Source organism: Arthrobacter sp. MMS18-M83, from assembly GCF_026683955.1.
GTDB lineage: Bacteria > Actinomycetota > Actinomycetes > Actinomycetales > Micrococcaceae > Arthrobacter.
Genome location: NZ_CP113343.1, coordinates 2,692,528 through 2,718,854, shown reverse-complemented (window position 1 = coordinate 2,718,854; position 26,327 = coordinate 2,692,528). Strand labels below are relative to the sequence as shown.

Below are 26,327 nucleotides of genomic sequence, written 5' to 3'. Positions count from 1 at the left end.
CGTCGGGCGAAAACGGGTCAAATCTGCGGGAGCGTCTGGTCGAGAACGACCGCGGGGGTTTAGGACCGTTACGGCTTGACCGGGTTGCCCGGGAGAATCTCCGAGGGGACGGGCTCTGGCAACGGCAGCGTCGGACCGGTGATAGCCGGCGTCGGGATCGTGACGGATTCCGGACCGCCCTTGGCAATGTCTCGAAGTCCCTCACGCGGATCCGACAGGGACCCGGCCGAGGGAGTGGCGCGTGGGGTTGGATGCGCGGTGCTGCTTGGAGCGTCGGGGCTGGTGGGTACCGGCGTGGATTTTGCAGGAACACTTGTCTCGCGAGTGGGCATCGGCTCTGAACGCGTCCCCTGCTGTTGCGGAGCGTTGCCGCCCGATCCGGTCGTGAGCTGGGAGACGAACGATCCCACCACGGCGCCCAAGTGTTCAATCGTGCCCGGAATGCCGCCGTCGGAGGCAGCCGCGGCGGTAGCGCCAGCGGCGAGGGAAGCGGCCACAGCAACAGCAGCGAAGGCCATGCGGCTCTTCTTGCGGCGACGGGCCACCAATTCGTCAATGGGTGCAGCCGCGCCTCCGGCAGATGCAGCGATGCCGCGCGCAGGCGCCATCAAGGCGGGCGCCATCAAGGCCTGCACTGCGGCTGACGGCTGCGGCCGGTTGTTTGCGAGGGCGCGCAGTTCCAGCAGCTCGGTCCGGATCTCGTACGCTTCGTCGAGCCCGGCCTCAGCAAGCAGGCGGTCGATGCCCTGCTCGCCGCAGGATGCGGATTTTTCGCTCATGATGTGCCATTCCTTAGTAATGCACGTTCTCTCAGTGCACTCAATGCCCTGCGCTGCAACTGCTTCACGGCTCCTTGGGATTTGCCCATGATGTCCGCTGTTTCTTCCAACGACAGGTCCGCCACGACCCGTAAAGCCAAGACCTCGCGGTAGTCGGAGGCGAGGTCTGCCAGGAGCTCCGTCACGCCCAGTCCTTCCCCGTGCCCGAAGGCTTGGTCTTCCGCCGACGGTGTACGCCGCGCGTCTAGATCGGGTTCATAGGGCGCAGCCTCAGGAGTGCGCTCCCGTTTGCGGTAGTGATCCACCATTCGGGCGTGGGCGATGGAAAAGAGCAAGGTCTTGGCCCCCTGCAGGCCGCCGCGGAGGGAAGCCAGTTTGGGGTAGAGGGCCAGGAACACGTCCTGCGTGACTGCTTCCGGGTCATCTACGCCGCGGGCGCGCAAGTATCCAAAGACCGGTCCTGAAAAATTGTTGTAGGCAGCCGTGAAGAGCAGTGCGGGATCGTCCTCGTCCGCCTGCAAATATTCATCAGCCAAAGGGTCAAGCACCCGCGACCCCTCCATCCCATGCAGCATGGTCACCGTCCCTGGCCTGGGAAATGACCACTGCCGCCGTCTGTTGCGTCGCGGGGCTCCTTGTCATTCTGCCAAGGAGCCCCGCCGTTCAAGCGTAGCTGTCGCGTTACGGCCGGACAGAATCGGCCGGTACGTCCACGGGAGCGCTGGGGACGTGGGACGGCACGGCGGGAACAGCCGGTACAGCGGGTGCGGACGGCACGGCGGGAACAGCCGGGACGGCGGGCGTAGCAGGCAACGTAGCGGTGCCTTCGGCGTCAGCCTTCACGGACGCAGAACCGTCGGCGTTCAGTCCGGCAGCCTTGCCTTCGGTCACTACTGTTGCGCAGTGTGCCTCGACGTTGGCTTCGCCGCCGGCGGCAACAACCAAGGAGGAGTAACCGGGCACCTTGGCGTCACCCTTCAGGCCACCGTTGAGCAGCGCCGTGCAAAGGCCGAATGCCTCAGGCGCGGTGGCCTTGGCGGAAGCGGCTGCTGCTGCGGCCTTGGACTTTGCGCTGTCCACGGAGTCAGTAGCCTTGGACTTCGCGGCGTCCACGGCGTCGGCTGCTTTGGACTTGACGGTCCCGGACGCGTCACCCGCCTTGGACCTGTCGGTCTCGGCTGCGTTGGAGGCGATGGGAGCCGGTGCTCCGACCAGCTCGTGGGCGCTCTGCTGGATTTCGGTGGGAAGCGCTCCGCTGAAGGCTGCGACGCCGGTTCCGCCAACCGCGACAGCTCCGGCTGCCAGGGCGCTAGCGGCGATTTTGCTGGTGGCAAGGACAGTGAACAAGGACATGGAACCCTCCGACAAACGTTTTTGGAATGCTCCGGCAGCGGCTTTGTCGCTACCGGATGATCAGTGCGGACGTTGCCCACACTCCCCTTACATCGCTGGGGGCCCCGGAGAAGTTACGCCCGATCCAAAAAAACTTTCGCGCGAACTGGCAGTAGATGACCCTTCCCAAGCGTTTTGGGGTCATTTGATGCCAGTTCGCGCCGGTCAGGCGAGCGCCCTGGCCTGCTCAATCAGCTTGAGTACCTCGACTGGGCCGGCCGGATCCACCGGGAGCAGCAAGCCGGAGGCGGCACCGCCGTCGTCGATCTTCGCCGCCAGGATCCGGTAGAACTCCTGGTAGGCGCCGCGTTCCGTGGGAACCGTGGTCCGCACGCCATCGATTTCCAGCGTGCCGTAGTACTGCGGATCGTCGACGCCGTAGCCGCCATCCGTGGGTAACCCGCCTGCAAGGATGAACGGCTCCTGGGGATCGATTCCGTACTTCACGAAGCCGCCCTTGCTGCCCAAAATGCGGAAGCGTGGAGCGTGGAGCTGGCTGTTGACGTTCATGGCAACGTGGCTGATCACGCCGGACAGGTGCTTCAGGACCAGGAAGACGTCGTCATCTGCCTTTTCTTGCGGCCGGCGCGCCAGGATTTCGGCGTGGATGACCTCCGCAGGACCGAACATCTGCACAGCGAGGTCCAGCAAATGGGTGCCAAGATCGAAAAGCAGCCCGCCGCCGTCGTCGGCTGTTGCGCTTGCCTTCCACGCCTTGCTGATTTCGGGCGCCCAACGCTCCATCGACGCCTCGCAGCGCATTACTTCACCCAGTGTCCCGGCATCGAGCAGCTTCTTCACGGTCAGCGCGTCGCCGTCCCAGCGGCGGTTTTGGTAGACCGTGAGCACGCGGCCCAGCCTCGCGGCCAGTTCGATCAGGTCCTGTCCCTGCGCGCTGGTCACGGCGAATGGTTTGTCCACGACGACGTCGAGTCCGGCTTCCAGCGCCGCCTTCGCGAGCGGGTGGTGCGTAGCCGGCGGCGTGCCGAGCACTACGAGGTCCAACTCTCCGGCAAGCGAGAGTACGTCGCCCGGCCCGTCAACGAGCTTGGTGCCCGGGTATCGTTCTTGCGCTTTGGCCTTGCGGCCCGCGTCCGAAGTTGCGATCACCTCCAAGGAATACGAGGGGTTGGCAGCGATGAACGGCGCGTGAAAGACGCTGCCGGAAAGGCCATAGCCGACGACGGCGGTGCGGATCGGTGTGCGGGTCATGCCGCTACGCTACCGGCCCAAGACAGCCCGGCGAAGGTTTTGTCAGGCGTCTTTCAGCAGGCGGGTGACGAGCTCGCGCCACGAGGCCGCCAGTCGCTCAGGCGCGACGCTGTGCATCCGCAGGGAATGCAGCACGCGCTCGGGATCCAGGGCGGCGCCGAGGGAAAGAGCCAGAAGCCAAGGATCGCGGTCCAGGCCCGCTTCCCGCAACAGCATTTCAAGGTGCCGGTGCCACAACACGACCGGTGGGGCGTCATGCCGGTTTTGCGGGGAATGCTCGGCCGCGGCACGGGCCAGTTCGCCGTACTCCTCGACATACTTGATGCGCGCTTCGCCGAAGGCAATGAGGCGTTCAAGTGGAGGCGCGCCCGGGCCAAGAGGCGGCGGACCGAAGATGAACTTGCGTTGGAAGTCCGATTCGGCGTCACTCAGGAGGGTCATCATGAGCCCTGCCCTGCTGCCAAAGCGACGGAAAACCGTCCCTTTCCCGACGTCGGCCCGGCAGGCGAGCATGTCCATCGTGATGGCGTCCACTCCGTGTTCCGCCACGAGTTCCCTGGCAGCCTGCAGGAGCCGTTCGCGGTTGCGCGCGGCGTCGCTACGCTCCGGAGATGCCCCTAAAGGCAACTCGGGCCGGATGGGAATGAGGCTCACAAAAAACATTCTAGCCTCGGGAATATTAAGCGGACCGCAGTCCGTTTAGAATCTACGAAGGCAGCAACGCCTCAGAAACCGAGAGCCCGCGGCACCCCATCCGCGGCCAGACCCAAGGAGTTCCCATGTCCAAGAACACCGTTCTCGCCCTTGTTGGCAGCCTCCGCGCCGATTCCCACAACCGCAAGCTCGCCGAAGCCATCCAGCTCAACGCCCCGGAAAACGTTGACGTGCAGATCCACGGCTCCCTCGGCAACATCCCGTTCTACAACGAAGACATCGACGTCGAAGGCCAGGTCCCGGCCGAAGCCGCAGCCCTCCGCGCTGCCGCCGCCCAAGCCGACGCCATCCTGCTGGTCACCCCGGAGCACAACGGCACCATGCCGGCGTCCCTCAAGAACGCCATTGACTGGCTGTCCCGTCCGTTCGGCGCCGGTGCGCTGGCAGGCAAGCCGACCGCCGTCGTCGGTACCGCTTTTGGCCAGTTCGGTGGAGTCTGGGCACAGGACGAGGCCCGCAAGGCCGCTGGCATCGCCGGAGCCAAGGTTCTCGAAGACGTCAAGCTTGCCGTTCCGGGCTCCATGATCCGCTTCGCCGAACTGCACCCGAAGGACGACGCTGAGGTTGTTGAGCAGATCAAGGGCATCTTCGAGCCCCTGACGGCCGTCCAGGAAGAAGCCGCAGCCTAGTTCTCAAAATTCGCCGGGCCGCCGGACGGCGCTCCGCGCGCCGGCGAGGAAATGCCCCCGTCCCGCCGTCTAGGCGTGGGCGGGGGCATTCTTTGTCGATACGATGGCGGCATGGCCGACTACAACCGCCACCCCGAAGTCGACGCCTACCTCGAGGCCCTCCCCGACTGGCAACGCGCCATCTGCGAGCAACTGCGCGACCTCATCCACGAGGCCGAACCCGAAATCGTCGAAACGATCAAGCGCCGCACGCAGCCTTACTTCGTTCTCGACGGGAACGTCTGCGCGCTGCTCGCGGCCAAGGACCACGTCAATCTGTTCCTCTACGACGGCGCCATTGTTCCCGATCCGGACAACATCATCACCTCCGGGCACGCCAACAAGACCGCCCGTACGATCACCTTCCACCAGCACGACGTGATCCCGAGTACCCCGCTCGTCACCATGCTGAGGCAGATCGCGGCCAACAACCGCGCAGGCGGCTGGCGAAAGATCAAAGGAGCGGGTTAGCCGGAACGGGCCAGGAAATGGAAGCATCACGTCCCCGCGCCGCTACCATTCCGTGACTGAGATGAGGCCGAACCGTCATGGGCGGGGCGGCCTACACCGGGGCGGCCAGCCGTAACGTTGAGTTACAGGCACCAGAGGTGTTCAGGGCAGGAGCGGGGCTGTCATGCGGGTCAGGCGCGGCGTGGAATGCACGACGACGGCGATCGCCGCACTGTGCCTGCCGCTCGCGCTCTGCCTGGCTGGCTGCGCTTCCCCCGGCGGCGGCCCTCCGGCCAGTTCGCCCTCCGCTTCGCAGGGCTACGTTCCGGCGACTCAGGCGCCCGTGGCCGGGCCGGTTCCGACGCCCCGTCCTGCGCCTCCTCCGTCCCTCAACGGGCCTCCCGTGGCTCCGCTAGCCACGTCCGGCCCAGCAACCGGCACCCCCAGACCATCGGCGACGCAAAGCCAGAACCCAGGAACCGCAAAGACACCCAACCCGGCCGCTTCGCCCCCAAGCGCGTCTCCTACGGTGTCAGGAAGCCCGAGTCCGCAGGCCCCGGCGCCCTTCCCAGCCGCCGTCGATTCGACTGGGACCGCCGTGTATTTCGTGGCAATCGGCGACGGCGGCAGCCGCGGCGTGCGGTTCGGCTGCGATGACAGCCTGGTGGCTGTGCGATTCAGTGCCCCTGCAGGCGGCGACCCGCTCGCTGCGGCAATGGGGCAATTGCTGGCGCCTGATGACACCGCAACCCGGGCAGGCCTGTACAACGCACTCTCGGGTTCCGCGCTGCGCTATGTTTCGGGCTACCTCGACGGATCCACCGCCGTCGTGAACCTGAGCGGCTCCCTCCGTCCCGGGGGCGTGTGCGACCATCCGCGGATCGAAACCCAGCTGACGCAGACCGCAGTGGCGGCTACGGGAGCATCCCAGGCCGCGATCTATATTGACGGGCGCCCCCTGTCGGAAGTCCTGCGCTTGCGCTGAGGGCGGCACTACCTCCCGCCGAAGAGCGCGTCCATGTCTGCGTAGCTCAAGGTTCTGGCGAGGCCGGACCAGTTGCCGTCGCCAAGAACTTCCATGGCGAGCCGGGAGACCGTCGCGTAAGCGGCCCTGGCAGTGCCGCCGCCGATGCTGATCCGCCGCACTCCGGCGTCGTGCAATTCTCCGGGCGACGGCGAACCCAGGCCGGCCAGCGCATTCAGCGGCACGCTGATCCGTCGGGAAAGTTCGTGAAGAATATGGAGATCCGCCAACCCCGGTACGAATATTCCGTCCGCCCCGGCCTGCTGGTACGCGTCCGCCCGTCGAAGCGTTTCCTCATATGCGGTGTCCGGAAACTTTCCAGACCAATAGGTGTCGGTGCGCGCATTGATGAAAAGCCCGACGCCGGCGTCATCGGCTGCCTGCCTGAGCAGGGCGATCCGCCTGGACTGTTCCGCAATGTCGCTGAGGGGCTGTTCCGCTGAATCCTCGATATTGATCCCGACGGCGCCTGCGTCCAGCACCGCTCGGACCGTGGTCCGGAACTCTTCATCAGTGCGTCCGTAACCCGTCTCGATGTCGGCGGTCACCGGTAAGCGCGTGGCCTTTGCAATCCGCGACAGCACCTCCATCGCGAGCTGCCGCGGCAGGTGGTCCCCGTCCTGGTACCCCAAGCTCCACGAGATTGCCGAGCTGGACGTGGCCACCGCCGTCGCACCTGCTTCCTCGACCATCCGCGCCGATGCGGCATCCCACGCATTCACCAGAACCAAGGGCGCCTGTGGCACGGCGTGTAGCTCGTGGAAGAGGAGGGCCTTGGATTCGAGTTCGGGATGCATCATCATTGCTCTATTCCAGCCTCCCGGCAGCCGGACGTAAAGCGAATCGCACCCCGAATCGTGAAAATGGGATGAAACATCTGTTGCCTTGCTGGCAACTCCGGGGGGTATCCTGTCAATGTGACCCACGAAACATTGGATATCGGGCCGGAGTTGCCCGCTGAAGCAATTGACGCAATCGAGCGAGCAGCAACTGCCGCCCACCGCCACGAGGAACTCTTCTCGGAGCGCGCCGCCAACATCAAGCAGTCCGCCGTGCGTGACGTCTTCGACATTTCAATGCGCCCGGGACTCGTCTCCCTCGCTGGCGGAAACCCCTACCTGCAGTCCCTCCCCCTCGAGAAACTTGGCCAGACGGCTGCGCGCATCATCGCCGAAGAAGGCATGACGGCATTGCAGTACGGCGGCGGGCAGGGCACCGAGGAACTTCGTACCCAGATCTGCGAAATCATGGCCGCAGAAGGAATCACCGACGCCCGGCCGGAAAACGTCGTGATCACCGCAGGTTCACAATCAGCCCAGGACGTTGCCACCAAGGTCTTCTGCAATCCGGGCGACGTCGTGCTCGTGGAAAACCCCACCTATGTGGGCGCCCTGAACACCTTCGAGGCCTACCAGGTCCAGGTTGAGACGGTGGACATGGACGGCCACGGCCTGGTCCCGGAGTTGCTCGAAGCCAAGATCGCGGAGCTTCAGGCTAAGGGCAAGAACATCAAGTTCCTCTATACGATCCCCAACTTCAACAATCCTTCCGGCATCACCCTTGCCCCCGGGCGCCGTCAGCGGATCGTAGATATATGCCGTAATTCGAATATCTTGGTCCTCGAGGACAACCCGTACGGTCTTTTGCGTTTCGACGGCCACCCGTTGGCGCCGATGCGGGCAGCGAATGCGCATGACGTCATCTATATGGGGTCATTCTCCAAGATCTTCGCCCCGGGACTCCGGATCGGTTGGGCGCTTGTTCCCGAGCATTTGCAGCGGCGCTTCTACCTGGCGTCGGAAGCCGTGACGTTGTGCCCTCCCACCCTGAATCAGATGATCATCTCGGCATATCTTCGGGATTACGACTGGCGCGGGCAGATTGAGACTTACCGGGCCCTGTACGAGGAACGCTGCAATGCCCTGCTCGTAGCCTTGGAAGAGCACATGCCTTCCGGCCTCAGCTGGACCAGGCCCGAGGGCGGTTTCTTTGTCTGGGTGACCTTGCCCGAAGGTGTGGACACGTACCCACTACTCAAGAAGGCGATCGAGGCAGGGGTCGTGTTCATCCCCGGCGCGGCGTTTACGCACTCGGACGAACCGTCCAACAAACTGAGATTGGCCTTCAGCGCAGTGCCACCTGAGTCGATTGCCGAAGGCGTCCGCCGTTTGGCACCGGTACTGCGCGGAGCGATCGACACCATCAACAAAGGAGTTACATCATGAGCGGAATCGTAGTGGTCGGAGTAGACGGCAGTGAGACCGCGATGAGGGCGGCCGAGGCAGCCAGGGACCTCGCGGTCGCTTTGGGAGCCAGCCTTCGCGTCGTGACAGCATTCGACAGCGACCGCACCGAGGTCTTTGAAAGCGGCAGCGACCGATGGATCGTCTCGGATGCCGACGACGCCGAGAAGGTCGCCCGCGGAGTTGCCGGCAAGCTCAACAGCGAGCAACTTGAAATCAGCTACACAGCAGCACGCGGCAAGCCCGGAGAAGCCTTGATCCGCGAAGCCGAACGCGTCGGGGCGCGCTTGATCGTCGTCGGCAACCGTCGCATGCAAGGACTGGCACGCGTTCTCGGCAGCGTCGCCAACACCGTGGCCCACAATGCTCCGTGCGACGTCTACATCGCCAAGACGGACGAACCCTAAGCCGCAGCGGGGCATTAGACGGGGATCACGCGTTGTGGTGGGCGGTCTCACCCCGATTTCGGCCGTGCGGCTGGGTTGCCGCCGGTAAAATTGGGGTGGCCCCAAGGGCGCGAGCCGCCCATCACAACAACCCGTAGGGGATCCCTTTTGCTCACTCTGCAGCCGCGCCAGCGCGTCGGACACGACATTCTGCTCGCCCGCCACGGCAACCACATCAGCTCCATGCGCTTCGACCGCGCGAATGATCGCATCGTGGCACTTCTCGATGACGGCTCCGTAGACAGCGCTCCAAACATGATTTCCCCGCTGCTGCAGATGCCTGAGACGTTCCGCAGCATCATGCGTTCCGACTGGAAGTTGTTGCTTGTGGTTGGTTCCGCCATGTTGGCCGTTGGTGCCCTGGCCATGGTGCTCTCGTTTGGAATGATCGGCGGCATGAGCGACCAGCAATTGCGCGATCTCGCGGTCAGCTACACGTCTTACTAGATCACCCAACCCCGCAGGACCCACCAAAGGCCCGCGATGACCACACCGCCGAACAATGAACCGGCGATGACCTGGCCGCGGGTATGGTCCCGCAGCACCACCCGGGACCAGCCGACGGCGGGCACCAGAAGCAGTAGCGGCAGCCACGCCGGTCCGAACATCAGCGCCGCAATGACTGCGGCAGCGGAGATTGCCGAGGCATGACCGCTCATCTTCCACACGAGGCTGACCGCGGCCAACACCGCGATCCCGCCAATCAGGGCAAGGATCATCACTGAGACGCTGGTGGGGGCGTGGATGAGGTTGAGTACAAGCAGTCCGAGAACCACCGACACAAGCGCAAGCATCAGCAAACGAGTACGCTCCTCGCGGTCGCTGACGTGGTGGTCACTCAGTTTGCCGAGCCTCACCAGGACCAACACATAGGCCAGCGGCAGTACGCACACAAAGAGTGCCCCAAGGACCCCGTACCAAATTGTCCCCGGGAAACCCGGTTCCACAGCTGGGCTGATGAGCAGCAGGATGGACACAACGGCAGGCGGCTGGAAGACCTCGGTCAGGATCCGCGCAACACGGTGCCTCCCTCCCCCAGCGCGGCGTTGCCGTGCTCCAACGCCGCGCTGCCGCCCTCCAACGCCGCACTGCTCAGTCAAGCAGCAGCGCCGGCTCTTCGAGGATGGATGCGACGTCGGCCATGAAGCGGGCGGAGAGGTCCCCGTCCACCACCCGGTGGTCGAACGAGCCGCCCAGTGTCGTGATCCAGCGAGGGATGACTTCGCCATCCAGCACCCAAGGCTTTTGCTTGATGGTGCCGAACGCGACGATCGCCACCTCGCCCGGGTTGATGATGGGCGTTCCAGTGTCGATACCCAAGGCGCCGACATTGGTGATAGTCAGCGAGCCTCCCTGCATCTGCGCAGGCTGGGTCTTGCCCGCGCGCGCCGTACTGGCTAGCTCGTTGAGCGCGAGGGCCAGTTCCTTGAGTGAAAGGTCCTGGGCATCCTTGATGTTCGGCACCATGAGCCCGCGCGGAGTGGCGGCCGCAATGCCGAGGTTCATGTAGTGCTTGACGTGGATCTCCGCGTTGCCCTTGCCGTCGGCGTTCTCCACCCAGGTCGCATTGACGCTTGGGTTGCGGGCCGCCGCCCAGATGACAGCCTTGGAGAGGATCAGCAGCGGCGACACCTTGATGCCCTCAAAGTCCCTGGAGGCCTTGAGGCGCTTGACGAATTCCATGGTGCGGCTGGCATCGACGTCCACGAAGATACTCACGTGCGGCGCCGTGAAGGCCGATTCCACCATCGCCTTGGCTGTTGCCTTACGGACACCCTTCACGGGAATCCGTTCCACACGCTGATCCTGCGGTTTCTTGGACGCACCCCAGAACTTGTCGGCCTGGTCCAGTTCGGCATCGCGCTGCGACTGGTAGCTGACCAAATCCTCGCGAGTCACTTCACCGCGTGTCCCCGTGGGAACGACGTCGGCCAGGTCAATGCCCAGTTCGCGGGCGATCTTGCGCACCGGAGGCTTGGCCAAGACGCGGTTGACGATGCCGCTGACGGTTGCACCAAGGCCCGTGAGGCCCGGCGCCTGAGTCGCGGTTTCTTGGGTCGTTGCTCCCTGGGTCGCGGCCGCGGACCGCCCGCCGGCGGGCGCCGGTGCTGCGAGTTCGACGGTGCGGGCCGGCGCCGACGGCTCGGCTGCGGGGGTCGCAGAGGCGGTGGCCGCAGCCGAGGCGGCCGCAACAACGGAGGCGACCACTTCCGGGCGCTTACGCGGGCGGCGCTTGACGGCGTCGGCCTTGGGACCGGAGCCCACTAGCGGACCGCCCGCCGGACCGCCGTCGGACGTTCCCGGGTCTTCGGGCAGCTTGCCGTACATCGAGGCCTCGAAGACTTGTTCGGCGGCAGGACTGGCCGGAGCCGCAGGCTGTGCGGCGAGCGGCGCGACGGGTGCCGATGCGGGCGCTGCCTCATCCGGGGCATTGTCCGAGATGCCGATAATCGCGGTTCCCACTTCAACCGTGATCCCCTCAGGGACGAGCAATTCCGCCACCGTGCCTGCATATGGGGACGGCAATTCCACGAGGGACTTGGCGGTCTCGATCTCGCAGATGACGTCGTTGATAGCCACGGTGTCCCCGGGTTTGACCTTCCAGGAGACAATTTCTGCCTCAGTCAGGCCTTCGCCGACATCCGGCAAGTTGAATTTCTTAACAGTCACTTAGGTCCTCGATTTCGGCTGGCCCGTCCGCGTGGCGGAGGGTGCAATCAGGGGCGGCTAGTAGGCCAGGGAACGGTCCAAGGCTTCAAGGATCTTGTCGATGTCCGGCAAGTAGTCCTCTTCAACCTTGGCCACGGGATACGGCATGTGGAAACCGCCCACCCGGATGACCGGGGCCTCAAGGTGCAGGAATGCACGTTCACTGATCCGCGCAGCGATCTCGCCGCCGATACCACCGAACGTCGGCGCCTCGTGCGCAACGATTAGGCGGCCGGTCTTCTTGACGGAATCCGTGACGGTGTCGAAGTCGATGGGGGAAATCGAGCGGAGATCGATCACTTCAATGCTGTGTCCGTCCTCTTCCGCCGCTGCTGCGGCGGCCAGGGCAACGGGAACCAGCGGACCGTACGCCACGATGGTGGCGTCGGAACCTTCGCAGAGGACGTGCGCCTGGAACGGGTCCGACGCCGGTCCGGGGTTTTCGGTGTCAACCTCGCCTTTGAGCCAGTAACGGCGCTTGGGCTCGAAGAAGATCACCGGGTCCGTGCAGTCGACGGCCTGCTGGATCATCCAGTAGGCGTCGTGTGAGTTGGACGGGGTGATGATGCGCAGGCCCGCCGTGTGGGCGAACAGGGCCTCCGGCGATTCCGAGTGGTGTTCGATCGAGCCAATGCCGCCGCCATAGGGGATGCGGATGACCACGGGAACGGTCAGTTTGCCGCCGCTGCGAGAGTGCATCTTGGCCAGCTGGGTGGTGATCTGGTTGAAGCCGGGGAAAACGAAACCATCGAACTGAATTTCGCAGATGGGACGGTAGCCGCGCAAGGCAAGGCCAATCGCGGTGCCGACGATGCCGGACTCTGCCAGGGGGGTATCAACTACCCGGTCTGCGCCGAAGTCCCTGATAAGTCCGTCAGTCACGCGATAGACGCCGCCCAGAGGCCCGATGTCTTCGCCCATGAGCAGGGACTTCGGGTTGTTGGTGAGCGAGGCACGCAGGCCTTCGTTGATGGCCTTGGCAATGGTCATGGTGGTCATCAGTTACTTGCCTCCGTCTTCGTGGTCGCCTTCGAATCCGGCGGAGTATTCCTCGAACCAGGCAAGTTCCTCGGCCACCAGCGGGTGCGGCTCGGCATAGACTCCGGCGAATGACTCGCGGAAGTCAGGGCCCTTCAAGTTTTGGGTGGTGCTGCGGACGTGGGCTGCGAGTTTGTCTCCGTCGACCCTGACTTGCTCAAAGAAAGCTTCGTCGGCCAGGCCCTCGTTGCGAAGGTACTTCTCCAAGCGATCCAGCGGATCCTTGCCGCGCCAGGCCTGTTCTTCAGCGGATTCGCGGTACTTGGTGGGGTCGTCCGCCGTTGTGTGCGCGCCGACGCGATATGTATATGCCTCAATGAGCACGGGACCGCGGCCCTCGCGTGCATGCTCAAGGGCCCATTCGGTGACCGCATGGACTGCGATGACGTCGTTACCGTCCACCCGGATGCCCGGGAAGCCGTATCCCTTGGCCCGGTTGAAAAGGGGAACTTTCGTCTGGACCTCAGTGGGTACCGAGATGGCCCAGTGGTTGTTCTGGCAGAAGAACACCACCGGAGCGTTGTAGGACGCCGCGAAGACCATGGATTCATGGACGTCGCCTTCGGAGCTTGCGCCGTCGCCGAAGTAGGCCACGACAGCAGCTTTCGGGTCGTTGGAACCGTTGGCTTCTGCGAATTTCTGGTCCCGCTGGATTCCCATGGCGTAGCCAACTGAATGCAGCGTCTGGGCCGCCAGCACCAGGGTATAGAGATGGAAGTTGTTCTCAGTGGGATCCCAGCCGCCATTGGAAATTCCGCGGAACAGCTTCAGGAGTTCGGCCAGATCCACGTCGCGAGTCAACGCAACGCCATGCTCACGGTACGTGGGGAAGATGTAGTCCTGCCGCTGGGTGGCCCGTCCGGAGCCGATCTGGGCGGCTTCCTGACCGGTCAGGGGGACCCAAAGGGCCAGCTCGCCTTGCCGCTGGAGAGCGGTGGCCTCCTGGTCGAAACGGCGGACCTTGGCCATGTCGGCATAGAAACCCCGTAGCTGCTCCGGCTCAAGACGCTTGGCGTAGTCCGAGAAGACAGGATCGGTTCCTAGCTTGCCGTCCGGCCCCAGCAGCTGGATCATCTCGGCTGCGGGATCACTGGAAGCGCCTCCCGCAGGAGACTGCAGGTCCAGTCCCGTCCCGTTGATCCCGGGGGTGGGCAATTGAGTTGCGCCCATTCCGTCTCCTTGCCTGCTTCAGCCCGACGCTGAGCAAATATTTCGCTGATATATGCCGACTCCGGAATGCATTCCGGAATCGGCATATCTTGGTTTTCGTCCCTTACTTTATCCGCAGTAAGGGACGCAGGGGCATTTGTTAACCGCTAGGAAGCCTGCGGCGCTTTTGTATAGGACGCACAGAGCTCCAGGAATCGGGTGTTGGCCTCAACCTCTCCGATGCTGACCCGGACACCTTCGTTGCCGAAAGCACGCACGGACAACGCCCGTTCGCCTGCCAGGGCGGCGAATTCGGCGCTGTTATCTCCCAGATTCAACCAGACGAAGTTGCCCTGGGCCTCAGGGATGAACCATCCCAACTCCCTGAGCCCGGCGGTCACCCGGTCCCGCTCATCAACCAGGCTTTGTACCCTTTCAACAACCTGGTCGAAATTCTGCAAGGAGGTAATAGCGGCGCGTTCAGCTATCTGTGACACCGCAAAGGGCGTGGCTGCGACTCGCAGGTGCTGGGTGAGATCCGGACCGGCAACGCTGTATCCAACGCGCAGGCCTGCAAGGCCGTGAGCCTTGGAGAACGTGCGGAGGACAACCACATTGGGGTACTTGCGGTATAGCTTGATGCCGTCCACGGCGTTCTGGTCCCGAACGAACTCCTGGTAGGCCTCATCAATAACGACAACCACGCCAGCAGGCACCGACTGGATGAATCGCTCCGTTTCCTCCGCAGTGAGGATGGGGCCCGTGGGGTTGTTGGGCGTGCAAAGCAAAATCACCTTGGTGCGGACGGTGACCGCAGCTGCCATGGCCTCGAGGTCGTGGCGTCCGTCGGAAAGCAAAGGGATCTGGACACTCTCCGCACCGGCCAATCCTACGCAGATGGGGTAGGCCTCGAAGGAGCGCCAGGCGTAGATGACCTCATCGGCTTTGCCGTCGTGGTTCTGTCCTGCAAACGTGGAAAGAATCTGGTTCAGGGCCCCGAGGCTTCCGGCTCCCGTGACGACGTCGTCCGCGGGGATTCCTAGAAATTCAGCGAGCGCCGTGCGCAGCTTGGTGGAGAGAGGGTCCGGGTACCGGTTGATGTCAGACTGGTCGGCAATAGCCCGGAGCACCGCGGGGATCGGGGGCAACGGGTTTTCGTTGGAAGACAGTTTGTAACTGGTCAGGCCTTCTATGGCTGCGGGAGGCTTGCCTGCGGCGTATTTGGGGAGCCTGTCCACAACCGGGCGGGGACGCACGCCCTCCGGTGCGTTGTCAGAAGAATTCATGGCACCAGCCTACTTGTAGGCATTCGGGACGTGAGGGTGGGCTTTCCGGTCGGCGCATGTGAAAGCATGGGCGCATGGGTTCATTCATTGTGCGTGTCCTGATCAACGGGCTGGCCCTCTGGGTTGCCAGCTGGATTCTGCCTGGGATGGATATTTCCACCTCGGCAACCACCAACGCAGTCAACAACGCGGGGGTCACACAAGGCAGCGATACCTTGGGCGTGGTTCTTGCCTATCTCTTCATAGGGCTCATTTTTGGCATCGTGAATGCCTTTGTGCGGCCATTGGTCAAGCTACTCTCCCTTCCAATCACAATCCTGACTCTCGGCTTGTTCACGATTGTCATCAACGCCGCCATGCTGTCACTGACAGCTTGGCTAAGCAGCTACACGCCGGTACACCTCACCATCGATCGCTTTTTCTGGACCGCAGTTCTCGCCGCTATCATCATCAGCCTGATTTCAGTCGTGGCTAGCTGGATTCCGGGCGCTAACAGGCGCTAGGAAGACTGGAAGCAGCCTGTTCGAACAGCTTCCTCACCGTGCTCCCGATCCGGAGCGGAAATCTGACAGGACGGGCTGCTCGACCCTCGGAGCGGGAACCGATGGGGAGGGCACAGGCACCCGGGGAACCGGAACCCGTACAGGCTGGGGAGCTTCACGACCCAATTTGAACCTGCTGACCTTGGCCATGCCGCCAGCGCCCAGTATCCCGCCCAGAGTCGCTGTGGACGCCGCCAGGGAAGGATCGGAACTGAGCTGCACCAGCTTCGCCCCTTCCTCGTAGTGCGAGAGCTTGTGCGCGGGACCCAGGCGGCCTGGGTCTTCCCCTGGGGCCAGGCTCGGCGGATTGGTCAAGGTGACCGTGACCCTGTCCTTGGTATCAGCATTGGCTTTGCCGTCAGCACCTGGGACCCAATCGTCTTTGTGCTCCAAGTGCAAGCTGCCGGTACCCGCTTGCGGCGTGATTCCCCCGACAGGCGATCCTGCCGTCACGACAAACTTGAGGTCGTACTCGGCGAGGAACGCCTTGTCCTTGCTCAGGTTCATTGCATGGATCCCGCCCTGGCTGTGGCCCACGGCCACCACCGACTCGCCCGCAACCGCACCTGCCTCGCGCAACGCCTGACGGATGGCTTTGCTGGTTTCTGCCGACTCGTAGCCCAGCGCTTCGGCAATACCGGCCTCGTCCAATGGATTGCTACCCCCTGGCGGATTTCCCGGTTGAGTACCCGGAATCAACACCACCCATGCCCGTTCTCCGTCCTTATCTACTTGCGCTACTTCAATTTCGCCCTCCGAACTAGCTGAGACGTGGTCTAGCTCCCGGAGCAATCCTGAAGCCGACAGGTCCATGCTTTTCGTGGTGGTCTCGCCTCGACTGACGTTGATGGGACGTGGCCTCAGGAACGCCAACCCAGGGGTGGCTACGATGGCTCTCAAAACGGCGCCGACGTCGGTGGGGCCAACCATCGCCCCTGCAAGGTTGGCCGCCACCGGGGGCAACCCCATCATCAGTTCCAATATCCGGGTCAAATCCCGGACGACTCCTTCCGTTGCGCCCCGCCAGCCAAGGTCAAGGGGGCCGGGACCAGTCCCGAGGACTGGCATTCCCAAGCCCATTCGAAGGCGGATCGCCGCATGTGATTCCGCAAACTCATATTCACGGTGGCTTGCCCTGACATCGTTGCCAATCCGCTGAAGCTGCTCACGGACCCGCCCGATGTCCCGGCCACTTTCCCCGACAGCAATGATGGCGTTGCTTCCGCTTGTGTAGGAGGAGGCTTGATGTGGAAAGAGAGCCGCCCGCACTGCCTCGGCCTCTACTTCAATGGCCTCCAGTTGGTGTACGAGCTCGTCCAGCGCGGTTGCGCCAGTAAGCAGCTCCTCGAATTGGAAATTGATTCCGCCGACGCCGCCGCGAATACGCAGTGGGCCGTCCGGCTCGGGTGCTTTGGGGCGCGGCGACCCACCCCAGGCGACGGGAGCGATCTCGACCATCAGAAGCCTGGCTGGCCGTTCGATGCCACATTCTGGGAATGCCGAAGAGTCACCGCGGCTGCCTCGCGCAAGGCATCACGCCCCTTTCGGAGGGACGCGGCCTGCAAAGCGACAGTCGTCCTGTAGGCGCGGCCCGCCGGCGACTCCCAGCGGTCCAGCTGCAGCTGCGCCAGCTTGGCAAGCACGGCGTCGGCCCGGTCTGCACAGGCGGCCATCCGCCATCCGAGCTGCCGGACCTCCGCTCCACGCGAAACACATTGCTGGGAATCCAGATCCGGTCCCCCAGCCGCCACCTGAATGACGCTCATGACGTAGTCCTCCTGTAGGTACGAGTTGATGTCGTGGCATCGACGCTACGTTGGGCCCCGATGAGTGCGGAACCGCCTTGGCGGGCTATGTGGACAAACTGCTGGAAACATGGCTGTGGAGGGGAAGCCGAGTGGTTTTGCACATAGAGAAGTACCGCTTAATGACGCTGAGCGAGTTCATGAAAGAATTGCCTCATGCCTGAAACCGTCGCCGCCGCTGTTACCCGTACGCCCTCTGGACGCCTGGCCCTCGCCGCGTCGCCGGAGCCGATCGCCCTTGGCCCGCTGGACGGCCGGTACCAGTCCGCCGTCGCTCCCCTGGTCGACTACCTTTCCGAGGCCGCCCTCAACCGTGACCGTGTGGCCGTCGAAGTCGAGTGGCTCATCCATCTGACCAACAACAATGTGCTCCCTGGCGCCGGACCCTTGACCCCCGAACAGCAGGAGAAGCTGCGCGGCATCGTCACCGAGTTCGATGCCGGTTCGGTCACGGAACTCGCCGAAATCGAAGCAGTCACCGTCCACGACGTCAAGGCTGTTGAGTACTACATCGCCCGCCGCCTTCCCGCGATCGGTATCGAGAACCTGACCGCAATGGTGCACTTTGGCTGCACGTCGGAGGACATCAACAACCTCTCCTACGCCTTGGGCGTCAAGGGCGCCGTCGAGGAGGTCTGGCTCCCCGCGGCCAGCGCCTTGGTGAAGCAGATCGAAGCGATGGCCGAGGAAAACCGCGCCGTCCCCATGCTTTCCCGCACGCACGGCCAGCCCGCCACGCCCACCACGTTGGGCAAGGAACTGGCAGTCATCGCGCATCGCCTGAACCGTCAGTTGGACCGCGTTTCCAAGACCCAATATCTGGGCAAGATCAACGGGGCTACCGGTACGTACGCGGCACACGTCGCTTCCGTTCCAGGCGCCGACTGGCAGGCCGTAGCCCAGTCCTTCGTTGAGGGCTTGGGCCTGACCTGGAACCCGCTGACCACCCAGATCGAGAGCCACGATTGGCAGGCTGAACTCTACGCCGACGTTGCGCGCTTCAACCGCATCCTGCACAACGTCTGCACGGACATCTGGAGCTACATCTCCATCGGATACTTCCGCCAGATCCCGGTCGCAGGCGCCACCGGGTCCTCCACTATGCCGCACAAGGTCAACCCGATCCGCTTCGAAAACGCCGAGGCCAACCTTGAGATCTCCAACGGACTGCTGGACACTCTGGGCGCCACTCTGGTTACCTCCCGGTGGCAGCGAGACCTCACGGACTCTTCCTCGCAGCGCAACATCGGCGTCGCATTCGGGCACTCGCTGCTTGCAATCTCAAACGTCGCCAAGGGACTGAAGGCCTTGGACGTTGCCGAGGAGGTACTGGCGGCCGATCTCGACACAAACTGGGAAGTCCTGGGCGAAGCCATCCAGATGGTCATGCGGGCGGAGGCCATCGCCGGCGTTGAGGGCATGGAGAACCCGTACGAGCGTCTCAAGGATCTCACCCGCGGCCAGCGTGTCGACGCCGCCCGTATGCAGGAGTTCGTCTCCGGTTTGGGGCTGTCCCCCGGGGCCGAGGCGCGGCTGCTGGCCCTGACTCCGGGAAAGTACACCGGTATCGCCAGTCAGCTTGTGGACCACCTGAAGTAGAACGCAGCACTGCGGAAACAGTGGCCGCCGTTCGACGGCGGGCCAGGGCACAGAGCTCTTGCCCGCCGTCGGGGCCCGCTCCGGTCGCTTGCGGTCGGCGTCTGCTCTTGCCCGCCGTCGGGGCCTGCTCCGGTCGCCTGCCCCGGTCGCCTGCCCCGGTCGCTCACCGGCTGCGCTGCCGACCGAACGGCGTGTCGGCCCGGCGCCTAGGTGCCGGGCCTGATTGGCTGAAAGTCACCGGGTCGCAACGCACGTGGTTCCGGCATTCCGAATCGACTGTTAGGACTGTGTCAGCATGAGGCTCTTGCTTATCCGCCACGGGCAAACCCCCGGAAACGTCTTGGGCCAATTGGACACAGCGTTTCCCGGTCCGGGGCTGACTGAACTCGGCGAACGTCAAGCCGCCGCACTCCCTGCATCCCTTGCCAACGAAGACATCACGGCCATCTATGCGTCCACCCTGATCCGTACCCAACTGACCGCCGCTCCACTCGCCAAAGCCCTGGGACTCGAGACCACCGTGTTGGAGGGTCTGCAGGAGATCGAGGCGGGTGCTTTGGAGAAGCTCACCGACCACGAATCGCACCACCGGTACATGAGCACGGTTTTTGCCTGGACCGACGGCGAATTGGACGTCCGCATGCCGGGAGCAGGTGACGGTCACGAGTTCTTCGCCCGCTACGACGCAGCCATCGCCAAGGTGGCGGCGGCGGGGGACGAGACCGCCGTCGTGGTCAGCCATGGTGCCGCGATCCGTTGCTGGGCCGGGCGCCGTGCAGTCGGTGTCGGCCGCGAGTTCGCCGCCACCCACCAGCTGCAGAACACCGGAATCGTAGTGCTCGAAGGCGACCCGGACAGTGGCTGGCGCCTGCTGCATTGGGACCAAAGCCCTGTGGGCGGACTTGCCTTTGCCGACCGGACAGCAGAGGATCCCACGGGCGACGCACTCGAATAACGCCTGTCTGAAGATCAGCCCAACGCGCCGGTATTTCTCCGGACGCTTACGCGGAGGAAACACCGCGGTAACCCCCGCTTCTTAGGCTTGATTTGCATAACCCCCTCCGGCGAAAGAGGTTCCGATGCAGACTAATCCGCGGCTCAACATCAAACAGGTCACCTGGGCGAACCCAGTGGGTGCAGACCTTCGCGCCGCCCAGCAAGCGGAACTGGACTCGCGATTCGGTAACTCAGACCACGAGCCCGGACCCGCACCATCGGAAGCTGATACTGCCGTTTTCGTCGTGGCTTACGAAAAGTGCTCAGGACAGCCCCTGGGTTGCGGCGGTCTGCGGATCTTGGACGCCGAGACCGCAGAAATCAAACGCCTCTACGTTGTCCCTTACGCTAGGGGGTCGGGAGTGGCGAGCTCCATCCTCGCCGCGCTGGAAGCGCAAGCGCACTCCCACGGCTTCAGTGTGATCACGGCGGAAGCTGGATCGGCCCAATCGGATGGTCGCAGCTTCTACGAAAGCGCCGGCTTCGCCGCAGTGCCCAACTTCGGTCCATACATCGGTGTCAGCCACTCGCAGTGCTACGCGAAGCCGATCGATTCGCACAGCGCATCGCACACCGCGATGGCCTAAGAGCCGCCCCGGATCAATCCAAGCTGCGTCCGCCCTGGCCCAGATGTGCCCGATTCAGGGCTTCGATTTCTTCATCGCTCAGGTCGTCGAAGCTCTTGGCCTCGTGTTTGTCGCTACGGGAGAACCGGACAAACATCAGGATGATGAGGGGAAGGTCCACGATCTCCGCGAGGAACCACATCAGGTCCCCGGCGAGTTGCTGGTCGCGCAGCGGTGAGGGGAACCAGCCCGGTTGATTGCCCAAAACTGAGGCGGCGCCGTCGAGAATTCCCGGGCTGAGGCGCATCAGGACGCCCGGCACGGCGTCGGCAAGCAACTCGATGAATACGAAAATGAACTCGACCACAATGAGCGATCCAGTGCGTCCTGCGCCGTCTTCCATGATCGGAACCGTCATGAGGAGGCCCATGACAGGCACCAGCAAAGTCAGGATGATGTCGGCGACCGGGTTGGTCCGGAGCACATAGAACAGCGGGGTCAGGAACACCGTGAACATGGCGAGCCCCAGAAAGGCCGCTATGAGGGTGTTGCTGAGCATGCGAACGAGCCGATGCCCGAGGACCGCTTCCACCCGTTCTGCGCCCACTGGGCCCAGGGTCTGCCTTGCCAGCGTTAGCGGCTTTCCCAGGCCAATCAACAATGGGACCACAAACAGGTAAGACGTCACTTTGAGGGTGAAAGCCCACCGCAGGTCGTGGCTGTAGGTGCCCGGGAATCCAAAACTGAGGGCAGCGAAACTGCCGAGGCCAAGGGCAAAGAAGGCAAACGAATTCCACCAGGGCCAGCGGATCTCCCGGCGCTTGGCGGCAACCAGGCCCTTTAAATCCAGGATGACGGCGGCAACAAGAATGACCAAGGCAGGCCAATTCATTGACCAGGCGCCCAGCACAACGTCCAACGGTGGCATGGTCAGCGGTTCCAGCCGGAAGGCCGGGCGGCGAGCCCAGCACTACGGTGGGTATTGTCGATCTTCATGGTGTTCCTCCAGCGCGTCCCCGGCGTGCCGCATGGTGCGCGAATCGGCGTGTGTCGTGTTGTGCCCTGAACCGGGTGCACCCTATCCATGTTACGGAGTCCCGCGAAGCATGGCACGCCGTACAAGACGCGGGCGCCCGGCCTCGGCTAATCTCGCATTATGGAAAAGGCTGACATCACGTTCCGGACCCGCAAATGGGTACGTCCGGAGGACCTCAACGCCAACGGCACTCTGTTCGGTGGAAGCCTGCTGAAATGGATCGACGAGGAAGCGGCAATCTACGCGATCCTCCAGCTTGGAAACGGCCGCGCCGTCACCAAGTACATCTCCGAAATCAACTTCGTGAGCTCAGCCGTCCAAGGCGATCTGGTGGAAATGGGCCTCACGGCAGTCCGCTTCGGCCGGACCTCATTGACGATGCGGGCGGAGGTGCGCAACATGATCACTCGCGAGAGCATCCTGACCATCGAGGAAATCGTCTTCGTCAACCTCGGGCACGACGGCAGGCCGGAACCGCACGGCTACACGGAAATCACCTACGACCGCGACCGCATCCCCACGCACCACCTGACGCAAGCGCTCCACGAGGACTGAGCGCCCGACGTCGGGCCCTCCAAGAAGCTTGCCAGGAGCCAGGGCGCGCGTCGCCCTTCTCACTGACACTCCCGGGAAACGGGTGCTGGCGGCCGCGAAATTCGCGGCCGCCAGCTTGTATTTCCGGTGACGGGAGTGATGTCACCGGAACCTTTTGGGTCGCCTCAGGCGAGGCGGCGGTTAGCGCCGGTCGAAGGTGAGACCACCGGGGACCTGGAACGTGGGCATGAGCTCAAGCATGCCCACGTTGACGTGGCGCGGGGTTTCGATGGCGTAGTCGAGGGCGTTGACGATGTCGTCGGTGGTCAGCGACTCGTAGCCTTCGTAGTACGTCTTCCAAGCTTCTTCCATGGCTTCAGGCGTGCCACCCATGTTCCGGCCGAAAATCTCGGTTTCCACCCGGCCGGGGCAGATCTCCGTCACGCGGATGCGCTTGCCAACCGTGTCATTCCTGAGCTGCCGGGAGATTTGGTGCACCGCCGCCTTGGTGGCGTGGTAGACCGTGTGGCCGTAGAAGTTGTAGACGCCGGCGATGGAACTGATGTTGATGATGTGGCCGAGGTCGCGCTCCACCATCCCCGGCAGGACAAGCCGCGTGAGCTGAAGCAAGCCGCGAAGGTTGACGTCGATGAGCTCGTCGATGTCCTGCTCGGATGAGTCCAGGAGGTTGCCGGGCCGCGAAACGCCAGCACAGTTGACCAGGACGTCGACCTTCAGGTCACTCACGACGGCGGTCAGGGCCGCTGTGTCGGTCAGGTCCACTACGTGGGGGATGGCTCCCGTACGATCGGCCAATTCACTGAGACGTTCCTCGTTGCGGGCCACCGCATGAACGGTCAGGCCCCTCTTGGCCAGGCGCTCGGTAATCGCGGCCCCCATACCGGTTGACGCTCCGGTGACGAGGGCGGTGTTGTAGTCGGAAAAAGACATTACTTCTCCAAAAGGTGGGGAATGGGGACACGAAGTGTGCCCAGAGGTCAGTGGCGCCTAAGCGTCGCGGAGGGGTTCGTGGGCCCGGTCTTTGACCGTGCTCACGGCTGCAAGCGTGCCGAGGGCCGTGATGACTGCGTAGAAGGCGGGCATGTAGATGTTGCCGGTGCTGCTGATGAGCCAGGTCATCAGCAACGGGGCCGTTCCGCCGAAGAGCGCGGAGGAGATGTTGTAGCCGAGGCCGTAGGCGGAATACCGGACCCTGGTGGGGAACAACTCAACGATCAGGATGTGGATGACGGCCGTGTGGCCAGCAAAGACAACGGCCATGATGGAGGCGCCGAGGATAGCCAGGCCCATGTTTCCCGTTGCGATGAGGGCGTAGGACGGGATGCCCAGGATGGTCATGGCAATGGCAGAGCCGGCGATGACCTTCTTGCGGCCGATGCGGTCGGACAGGGCACCCATGAAAGGAATGGCGATGCAGATGACAACCAGGCTGCAGGCGGTGATGAACAGCGCCTCGCCGATGGTGAAGTTCAGCTGCTTGCCCTTGAGGAAGGTGGGCATGTAGGAGAACAGGACGTAGTAGCCGGAGCCGTTCATGAGCGGGATGAAGAGGGCCAGAACCATTGCCCGGCGGTGCTCAGCAGACTGGAAGGCTTCCTTGAGCGGGTTCTTGGAGAGGCCGCCCGCTTCCTTGAGCTTCGTGAAGTTGGGGGTGTCGCTGATGGCCTTGCGGATGTAGAAGCCGATGACGCCCATCGGAATGGCGACTAGGAACGGAACGCGCCAAGCGAAGGAGCCGAAGCCGCCGCCGTCGATGGCAGCCGCGGTGAGCCAAGGAGACATGGAGAACGCCACAAGGGTACCGGTGAGCAGGGCTGCGAACGAAGCGATCTGAGCGTAAGAGGTGATGATGCCGCGCTTGCCCTCGGGGGCGTGCTCAGCCAAGAAGGTCATGGCGCCGGCGGCTTCGCCGCCAACCGAGAAGCCCTGCAGGAGCCGCAAGAGGACGAGCAGGATGGGCGCCGCGATGCCGATAGCCGCGTAAGTGGGCAGGATTCCGATACCGGCGGTGGCCACGCTGATCAGCAGAATGACGAAGACCAGTAGCTTTTGTCTGCCGATCCGGTCGCCCAAGTAACCGCAAACAACTGCGCCAAGGGGCCGGACGAAGAACGATACTGCGTAGCCGGCGAAGACGAACAACAGGGCGTTGTCCGGGTTGCCCGGGGCGAGGAACACTAAGGCAAGCGTTCCAGCCATGAAGGCGAAGATGCCGTTGTCATAGAGTTCCACGAAGATGCCAACGCAGCCTGCGGTGACAACCTTGCGCGTTTGACGGCCTGTGAGCCGTTCATGCTGCACTTGTGCAGCGTTGGTGTTAGCGGTCATGACATTTCCTTCTTGATGTTGAGCGTAGCAACGCCTATTGGTTTTGACGACGGGTTCTTAGCTGCATGCCGCAACCGGGAGGTCCTGCCACTGGGGTCGGCATCCAATGCCAAGTAGTCCGAAGACTGTGTTGACTGATTCGCGGAGGGATTCAAGCTGCGCCCGCGAGCGCCGGTGGGCGGAAGTTGCCTCCGCCACTGTTGTTTTCCTGAAGTGGACCTTGTCGCCCGGGCGGGCTTGAGCAAGGATGTCCAGGCCATTACTGGTGACCACAGCGAGGACCGGATATCCGGCAGTGACGCCGCGTCCCCGATGCAGTACCAGCAACTCTTCCCGGGAGGGAACCTCGACGGCTCCCACCGGCACCCCGCGTGAAAGCACTTCGCCACTTGAGGTTCTTTCCGGAAGTTCGCCGCCGAGCCGCAAGCCGATGTGATTGCTCCGGCCACTCACGGCGTACTCCGATGTGAAGAGCAACCCGGCGGAATCGCCGAAGTCGGCGACATCCGGTCCGTCGGTCACGTCGACCAGCAGTTCCTGCCCCATGTTCGGCCGTTCAAGGCAAAGGCGAAAGAGCGGAAGGTCGAAGTACGGCTGGCGAACAGGGCCCACACTGCGGCGGGTGAGGAGCGTGGTTCCATCCTTGAGCTGCAGGCCGAAGCCCACAACCGTGTCCGGAGCGCAACTGCCCAGCAAAGTCGGTGCCTCCACCGAGCCGTGGACGGCCAGGTATGCACGGAGGCCCCGGTTGATTCCCCGGATGGCCACCGTCTCGCCCGCACGGACCGAAACCGGTTCCCACTGGCTGCACGGACGCCCTCCGACGGTGAGTGTCAGCGGAGCCCCCGTAACGGCGATCAGGATGTCGGAGTGAGCCTTCATTCTGAAGTCGAGAGCCGTGATCTCCACCAGGGGATCGTTGTCCAGGTTGCCGGCCAGGATGTTGGCGGCCCTGGCCGAATACTGGTCCAGGGCGCCGTTGACAGGCAGTCCAAAGCGGGGTCCGCGGAACCGGCCAAGGTCAGTGACCACGGCGTTGCCGGGCTGCTGGATGAGAATGTGTCCGCTCATGGCCGTGGTTCCAATTCCCTGCCGACGTACGAGTCGAAATCTCCGGCCTCGATACGACGGAACCGAAGAATATCTCCGGGCTTGTAGGGGACCAGTGGTTCACGGCGAATGTTCAGGACGGTCAAAGGGGTCTGACCGATGACGCACCAACCCCCCGGCGCAGACGCGGGAGCGATGACGGCTTGGCGTCCTGCCACTGCCACTGCCCCTGCGGGGACGCTAAGGCGCGGATCCTTGAGGCGCGGCACAGGCTTGGGGAACGCGGGGCCGTCCATCATTGGCGAGCCGGCAGGAGCACCCAGGCATCGGACGGTGTACGTCTTTTCGATGTGGAGGCGGATGACTTCCTCAGCGTCGATGCCCTGGTATTCGGCTACTTTCTCCAGGTCGGGACCATATTCTCCCCCGTACACCACGGGGACATCAAACTCACGGGGAGCCGTTGCGGCGCCGGCGGAACGGCCCATTTCGAGGAGTCCCAGTTTGACGAACGCGCGCACCTGGCGTGCCGACACCAGGACGGGGTCGAATTCCACCAGCACGGAATCGTAGGTGGGTACCGCGCCGTGAAGGCCCTCGGCACCACAGCTCTCCAGCCAGTCCGCAAGACGGTGGACTGTCAGCCAGTTGTCCTCGCTTGCTTCAGCAAGGGCGACGACGCGCAGTGCGGAGTCTCCGGATTCGTAGATCTCAGTCGGAGCCGCAGTAAGAACGGACAT

At 63.6% G+C, this 26,327-nt stretch carries 29 protein-coding genes; 11 read left to right on the top strand and 18 right to left on the bottom strand.

The window, feature by feature from the left end; translation table 11 throughout:
* Positions 1-68 precede the first annotated feature (68 nt).
* The 5 genes from OW521_RS12825 to OW521_RS12805 all read right to left on the bottom strand — a co-directional run bounded on the left by OW521_RS12825 (position 69) and on the right by OW521_RS12805 (position 4,037).
* Positions 69-779, bottom strand: a complete 711-nt coding sequence (locus tag OW521_RS12825) for a hypothetical protein (protein WP_268020023.1) — start codon at positions 777-779, stop codon at positions 69-71.
* Positions 776-1,327, bottom strand: coding sequence for an RNA polymerase sigma factor (locus OW521_RS12820; protein WP_268020021.1), 552 nt, complete (start codon positions 1,325-1,327; stop codon positions 776-778). Before OW521_RS12820 ends, OW521_RS12825 begins: the two co-directional genes overlap by 4 nt.
* A 133-nt stretch (positions 1,328-1,460) precedes the next feature.
* On the bottom strand, positions 1,461-2,132 hold the full coding sequence (locus tag OW521_RS12815; RefSeq protein ID WP_268020020.1) for a hypothetical protein: 672 nt from the start codon (positions 2,130-2,132) through the stop codon (positions 1,461-1,463).
* Between the two features lie 204 nt (positions 2,133-2,336).
* Positions 2,337-3,383, bottom strand: coding sequence for a Gfo/Idh/MocA family protein (locus OW521_RS12810; RefSeq protein ID WP_268020019.1), 1,047 nt, complete (start codon positions 3,381-3,383; stop codon positions 2,337-2,339).
* Between the two features lie 42 nt (positions 3,384-3,425).
* Entirely contained in the window at positions 3,426-4,037 is a 612-nt protein-coding gene (locus OW521_RS12805) for a TetR/AcrR family transcriptional regulator (protein ID WP_268020018.1), read from the bottom strand.
* Between the two features lie 125 nt (positions 4,038-4,162).
* On the opposite strand from OW521_RS12805, the gene OW521_RS12800 reads away from it, so the two are divergent.
* The 3 genes from OW521_RS12800 to OW521_RS12790 all read left to right on the top strand — a co-directional run bounded on the left by OW521_RS12800 (position 4,163) and on the right by OW521_RS12790 (position 6,200).
* Entirely contained in the window at positions 4,163-4,726 is a 564-nt protein-coding gene (locus OW521_RS12800) for an NAD(P)H-dependent oxidoreductase (protein ID WP_268020017.1), read from the top strand.
* A gap of 111 nt (positions 4,727-4,837) precedes the next feature.
* The gene (locus OW521_RS12795) at positions 4,838-5,236 is read left to right on the top strand and encodes a DUF1801 domain-containing protein (RefSeq protein WP_268020016.1); all 399 of its coding nucleotides are present in this window, start codon (positions 4,838-4,840) and stop codon (positions 5,234-5,236) included.
* Between the two features lie 163 nt (positions 5,237-5,399).
* Positions 5,400-6,200, top strand: a complete 801-nt coding sequence (locus OW521_RS12790) for a GerMN domain-containing protein (RefSeq protein ID WP_268020015.1) — start codon at positions 5,400-5,402, stop codon at positions 6,198-6,200.
* A gap of 8 nt (positions 6,201-6,208) precedes the next feature.
* Here the strand turns inward: OW521_RS12790 and OW521_RS12785 are convergent, their stop codons facing one another.
* Positions 6,209-7,042, bottom strand: coding sequence for an isocitrate lyase/PEP mutase family protein (locus tag OW521_RS12785; protein WP_268020014.1), 834 nt, complete (start codon positions 7,040-7,042; stop codon positions 6,209-6,211).
* Between the two features lie 114 nt (positions 7,043-7,156).
* On the opposite strand from OW521_RS12785, the gene OW521_RS12780 reads away from it, so the two are divergent.
* The 3 genes from OW521_RS12780 (at position 7,157) to OW521_RS12770 (ending at position 9,375) form a co-directional block, all read left to right on the top strand.
* A complete protein-coding gene (locus OW521_RS12780) occupies positions 7,157-8,464 on the top strand; it encodes an aminotransferase-like domain-containing protein (RefSeq protein WP_268020013.1) in 1,308 nt (435 codons plus the stop codon).
* Complete coding sequence (locus OW521_RS12775; RefSeq protein ID WP_268020012.1) at positions 8,461-8,889, top strand: universal stress protein; 429 nt, start codon at positions 8,461-8,463, stop codon at positions 8,887-8,889. Before OW521_RS12780 ends, OW521_RS12775 begins: the two co-directional genes overlap by 4 nt.
* Before the next feature lie 147 nt (positions 8,890-9,036).
* The gene (locus OW521_RS12770) at positions 9,037-9,375 is read left to right on the top strand and encodes a hypothetical protein (protein WP_268020011.1); all 339 of its coding nucleotides are present in this window, start codon (positions 9,037-9,039) and stop codon (positions 9,373-9,375) included.
* On the opposite strand, the gene OW521_RS12765 is transcribed toward OW521_RS12770, so the two are convergent.
* From OW521_RS12765 to OW521_RS12745, 5 genes are all read right to left on the bottom strand, one after another.
* Complete coding sequence (locus OW521_RS12765; RefSeq protein WP_268025861.1) at positions 9,372-9,938, bottom strand: phosphatase PAP2 family protein; 567 nt, start codon at positions 9,936-9,938, stop codon at positions 9,372-9,374. The genes OW521_RS12770 and OW521_RS12765 overlap by 4 nt on opposite strands.
* Positions 9,939-10,020: 82 nt before the next feature.
* Positions 10,021-11,598, bottom strand: a complete 1,578-nt coding sequence (locus tag OW521_RS12760) for a dihydrolipoamide acetyltransferase family protein (protein WP_268020010.1) — start codon at positions 11,596-11,598, stop codon at positions 10,021-10,023.
* A 57-nt stretch (positions 11,599-11,655) separates the two neighbouring features.
* A complete protein-coding gene (locus OW521_RS12755; RefSeq protein ID WP_268020009.1) occupies positions 11,656-12,636 on the bottom strand; it encodes an alpha-ketoacid dehydrogenase subunit beta in 981 nt (326 codons plus the stop codon).
* Between the two features lie 3 nt (positions 12,637-12,639).
* Positions 12,640-13,845 (bottom strand): pyruvate dehydrogenase (acetyl-transferring) E1 component subunit alpha, encoded by a 1,206-nt coding sequence (gene pdhA / locus OW521_RS12750; protein WP_268020008.1) that lies wholly within the window; start codon positions 13,843-13,845, stop codon positions 12,640-12,642.
* A gap of 146 nt (positions 13,846-13,991) precedes the next feature.
* Positions 13,992-15,110 (bottom strand): histidinol-phosphate transaminase, encoded by a 1,119-nt coding sequence (locus tag OW521_RS12745; RefSeq protein ID WP_268020007.1) that lies wholly within the window; start codon positions 15,108-15,110, stop codon positions 13,992-13,994.
* A gap of 74 nt (positions 15,111-15,184) precedes the next feature.
* Between OW521_RS12745 and OW521_RS12740 the strand changes: the two genes are divergently transcribed.
* On the top strand, positions 15,185-15,613 hold the full coding sequence (locus OW521_RS12740) for a phage holin family protein (protein WP_268020006.1): 429 nt from the start codon (positions 15,185-15,187) through the stop codon (positions 15,611-15,613).
* Between the two features lie 33 nt (positions 15,614-15,646).
* Here OW521_RS12740 and OW521_RS12735 read toward each other — a convergent pair whose 3' ends face one another.
* Entirely contained in the window at positions 15,647-17,110 is a 1,464-nt protein-coding gene (locus OW521_RS12735) for a hypothetical protein (RefSeq protein ID WP_268020005.1), read from the bottom strand.
* Complete coding sequence (locus OW521_RS12730; RefSeq protein WP_268020004.1) at positions 17,110-17,418, bottom strand: hypothetical protein; 309 nt, start codon at positions 17,416-17,418, stop codon at positions 17,110-17,112. Before OW521_RS12730 ends, OW521_RS12735 begins: the two co-directional genes overlap by 1 nt.
* Positions 17,419-17,613: 195 nt before the next feature.
* On the opposite strand from OW521_RS12730, the gene purB reads away from it, so the two are divergent.
* The 3 genes from purB (at position 17,614) to OW521_RS12715 (ending at position 20,639) form a co-directional block, all read left to right on the top strand.
* Positions 17,614-19,056, top strand: coding sequence for an adenylosuccinate lyase (gene purB, locus OW521_RS12725; protein WP_268020003.1), 1,443 nt, complete (start codon positions 17,614-17,616; stop codon positions 19,054-19,056).
* Positions 19,057-19,351: 295 nt separating this feature from the next.
* The gene (locus tag OW521_RS12720) at positions 19,352-20,011 is read left to right on the top strand and encodes a histidine phosphatase family protein (protein ID WP_268020002.1); all 660 of its coding nucleotides are present in this window, start codon (positions 19,352-19,354) and stop codon (positions 20,009-20,011) included.
* Between the two features lie 124 nt (positions 20,012-20,135).
* Positions 20,136-20,639: a GNAT family N-acetyltransferase gene (locus OW521_RS12715; protein WP_265979508.1), complete on the top strand. Its 504-nt coding sequence runs from the start codon at positions 20,136-20,138 to the stop codon at positions 20,637-20,639.
* A gap of 13 nt (positions 20,640-20,652) precedes the next feature.
* Here the strand turns inward: OW521_RS12715 and OW521_RS12710 are convergent, their stop codons facing one another.
* Positions 20,653-21,546, bottom strand: a complete 894-nt coding sequence (locus OW521_RS12710) for a cytochrome c oxidase assembly protein (RefSeq protein WP_268020001.1) — start codon at positions 21,544-21,546, stop codon at positions 20,653-20,655.
* A 228-nt stretch (positions 21,547-21,774) separates the two neighbouring features.
* On the opposite strand from OW521_RS12710, the gene OW521_RS12705 reads away from it, so the two are divergent.
* Complete coding sequence (locus tag OW521_RS12705; protein WP_184740220.1) at positions 21,775-22,209, top strand: acyl-CoA thioesterase; 435 nt, start codon at positions 21,775-21,777, stop codon at positions 22,207-22,209.
* Between the two features lie 180 nt (positions 22,210-22,389).
* Here the strand turns inward: OW521_RS12705 and OW521_RS12700 are convergent, their stop codons facing one another.
* The 4 genes from OW521_RS12700 to OW521_RS12685 are packed head-to-tail and all read right to left on the bottom strand — an operon-like array spanning position 22,390 to position 26,327.
* Positions 22,390-23,139: an SDR family oxidoreductase gene (locus OW521_RS12700; protein ID WP_268020000.1), complete on the bottom strand. Its 750-nt coding sequence runs from the start codon at positions 23,137-23,139 to the stop codon at positions 22,390-22,392.
* A 57-nt stretch (positions 23,140-23,196) separates the two neighbouring features.
* Positions 23,197-24,537: an MFS transporter gene (locus tag OW521_RS12695; protein ID WP_268019999.1), complete on the bottom strand. Its 1,341-nt coding sequence runs from the start codon at positions 24,535-24,537 to the stop codon at positions 23,197-23,199.
* 57 nt (positions 24,538-24,594) lie between these two features.
* A complete protein-coding gene (locus OW521_RS12690) occupies positions 24,595-25,608 on the bottom strand; it encodes a biotin-dependent carboxyltransferase family protein (protein WP_268019998.1) in 1,014 nt (337 codons plus the stop codon).
* Positions 25,605-26,327, bottom strand: coding sequence for a 5-oxoprolinase subunit B family protein (locus tag OW521_RS12685; RefSeq protein WP_268019997.1), 723 nt, complete (start codon positions 26,325-26,327; stop codon positions 25,605-25,607). The genes OW521_RS12690 and OW521_RS12685 overlap by 4 nt, the downstream gene beginning before the upstream one ends.

What these genes read in the sequence shown, in the direction of transcription:
- OW521_RS12825 (WP_268020023.1), bottom strand. Translation starts at nt 779, where the DNA reads ATGAGCGAAAAATCCGCATCCTGCGGCGAGCAGGGCATCGACCGCCTG.
- OW521_RS12815 (WP_268020020.1), bottom strand. Translation starts at nt 2,132, where the DNA reads ATGTCCTTGTTCACTGTCCTTGCCACCAGCAAAATCGCCGCTAGCGCC.
- OW521_RS12810 (WP_268020019.1), bottom strand. Translation starts at nt 3,383, where the DNA reads ATGACCCGCACACCGATCCGCACCGCCGTCGTCGGCTATGGCCTTTCC.
- OW521_RS12800 (WP_268020017.1), top strand. Translation starts at nt 4,163, where the DNA reads ATGTCCAAGAACACCGTTCTCGCCCTTGTTGGCAGCCTCCGCGCCGAT.
- OW521_RS12795 (WP_268020016.1), top strand. Translation starts at nt 4,838, where the DNA reads ATGGCCGACTACAACCGCCACCCCGAAGTCGACGCCTACCTCGAGGCC.
- OW521_RS12790 (WP_268020015.1), top strand. Translation starts at nt 5,400, where the DNA reads ATGCGGGTCAGGCGCGGCGTGGAATGCACGACGACGGCGATCGCCGCA.
- OW521_RS12785 (WP_268020014.1), bottom strand. Translation starts at nt 7,042, where the DNA reads ATGATGATGCATCCCGAACTCGAATCCAAGGCCCTCCTCTTCCACGAG.
- OW521_RS12775 (WP_268020012.1), top strand. Translation starts at nt 8,461, where the DNA reads ATGAGCGGAATCGTAGTGGTCGGAGTAGACGGCAGTGAGACCGCGATG.
- OW521_RS12755 (WP_268020009.1), bottom strand. Translation starts at nt 12,636, where the DNA reads ATGACCACCATGACCATTGCCAAGGCCATCAACGAAGGCCTGCGTGCC.
- pdhA (WP_268020008.1), bottom strand. Translation starts at nt 13,845, where the DNA reads ATGGGCGCAACTCAATTGCCCACCCCCGGGATCAACGGGACGGGACTG.
- OW521_RS12745 (WP_268020007.1), bottom strand. Translation starts at nt 15,110, where the DNA reads ATGAATTCTTCTGACAACGCACCGGAGGGCGTGCGTCCCCGCCCGGTT.
- OW521_RS12740 (WP_268020006.1), top strand. Translation starts at nt 15,185, where the DNA reads ATGGGTTCATTCATTGTGCGTGTCCTGATCAACGGGCTGGCCCTCTGG.
- OW521_RS12735 (WP_268020005.1), bottom strand. Translation starts at nt 17,110, where the DNA reads ATGGTCGAGATCGCTCCCGTCGCCTGGGGTGGGTCGCCGCGCCCCAAA.
- OW521_RS12730 (WP_268020004.1), bottom strand. Translation starts at nt 17,418, where the DNA reads ATGAGCGTCATTCAGGTGGCGGCTGGGGGACCGGATCTGGATTCCCAG.
- purB (WP_268020003.1), top strand. Translation starts at nt 17,614, where the DNA reads ATGCCTGAAACCGTCGCCGCCGCTGTTACCCGTACGCCCTCTGGACGC.
- OW521_RS12720 (WP_268020002.1), top strand. Translation starts at nt 19,352, where the DNA reads ATGAGGCTCTTGCTTATCCGCCACGGGCAAACCCCCGGAAACGTCTTG.
- OW521_RS12715 (WP_265979508.1), top strand. Translation starts at nt 20,136, where the DNA reads ATGCAGACTAATCCGCGGCTCAACATCAAACAGGTCACCTGGGCGAAC.
- OW521_RS12710 (WP_268020001.1), bottom strand. Translation starts at nt 21,546, where the DNA reads ATGCCACCGTTGGACGTTGTGCTGGGCGCCTGGTCAATGAATTGGCCT.
- OW521_RS12705 (WP_184740220.1), top strand. Translation starts at nt 21,775, where the DNA reads ATGGAAAAGGCTGACATCACGTTCCGGACCCGCAAATGGGTACGTCCG.
- OW521_RS12700 (WP_268020000.1), bottom strand. Translation starts at nt 23,139, where the DNA reads ATGTCTTTTTCCGACTACAACACCGCCCTCGTCACCGGAGCGTCAACC.
- OW521_RS12695 (WP_268019999.1), bottom strand. Translation starts at nt 24,537, where the DNA reads ATGACCGCTAACACCAACGCTGCACAAGTGCAGCATGAACGGCTCACA.
- OW521_RS12690 (WP_268019998.1), bottom strand. Translation starts at nt 25,608, where the DNA reads ATGAGCGGACACATTCTCATCCAGCAGCCCGGCAACGCCGTGGTCACT.
- OW521_RS12685 (WP_268019997.1), bottom strand. Translation starts at nt 26,327, where the DNA reads ATGTCCGTTCTTACTGCGGCTCCGACTGAGATCTACGAATCCGGAGAC.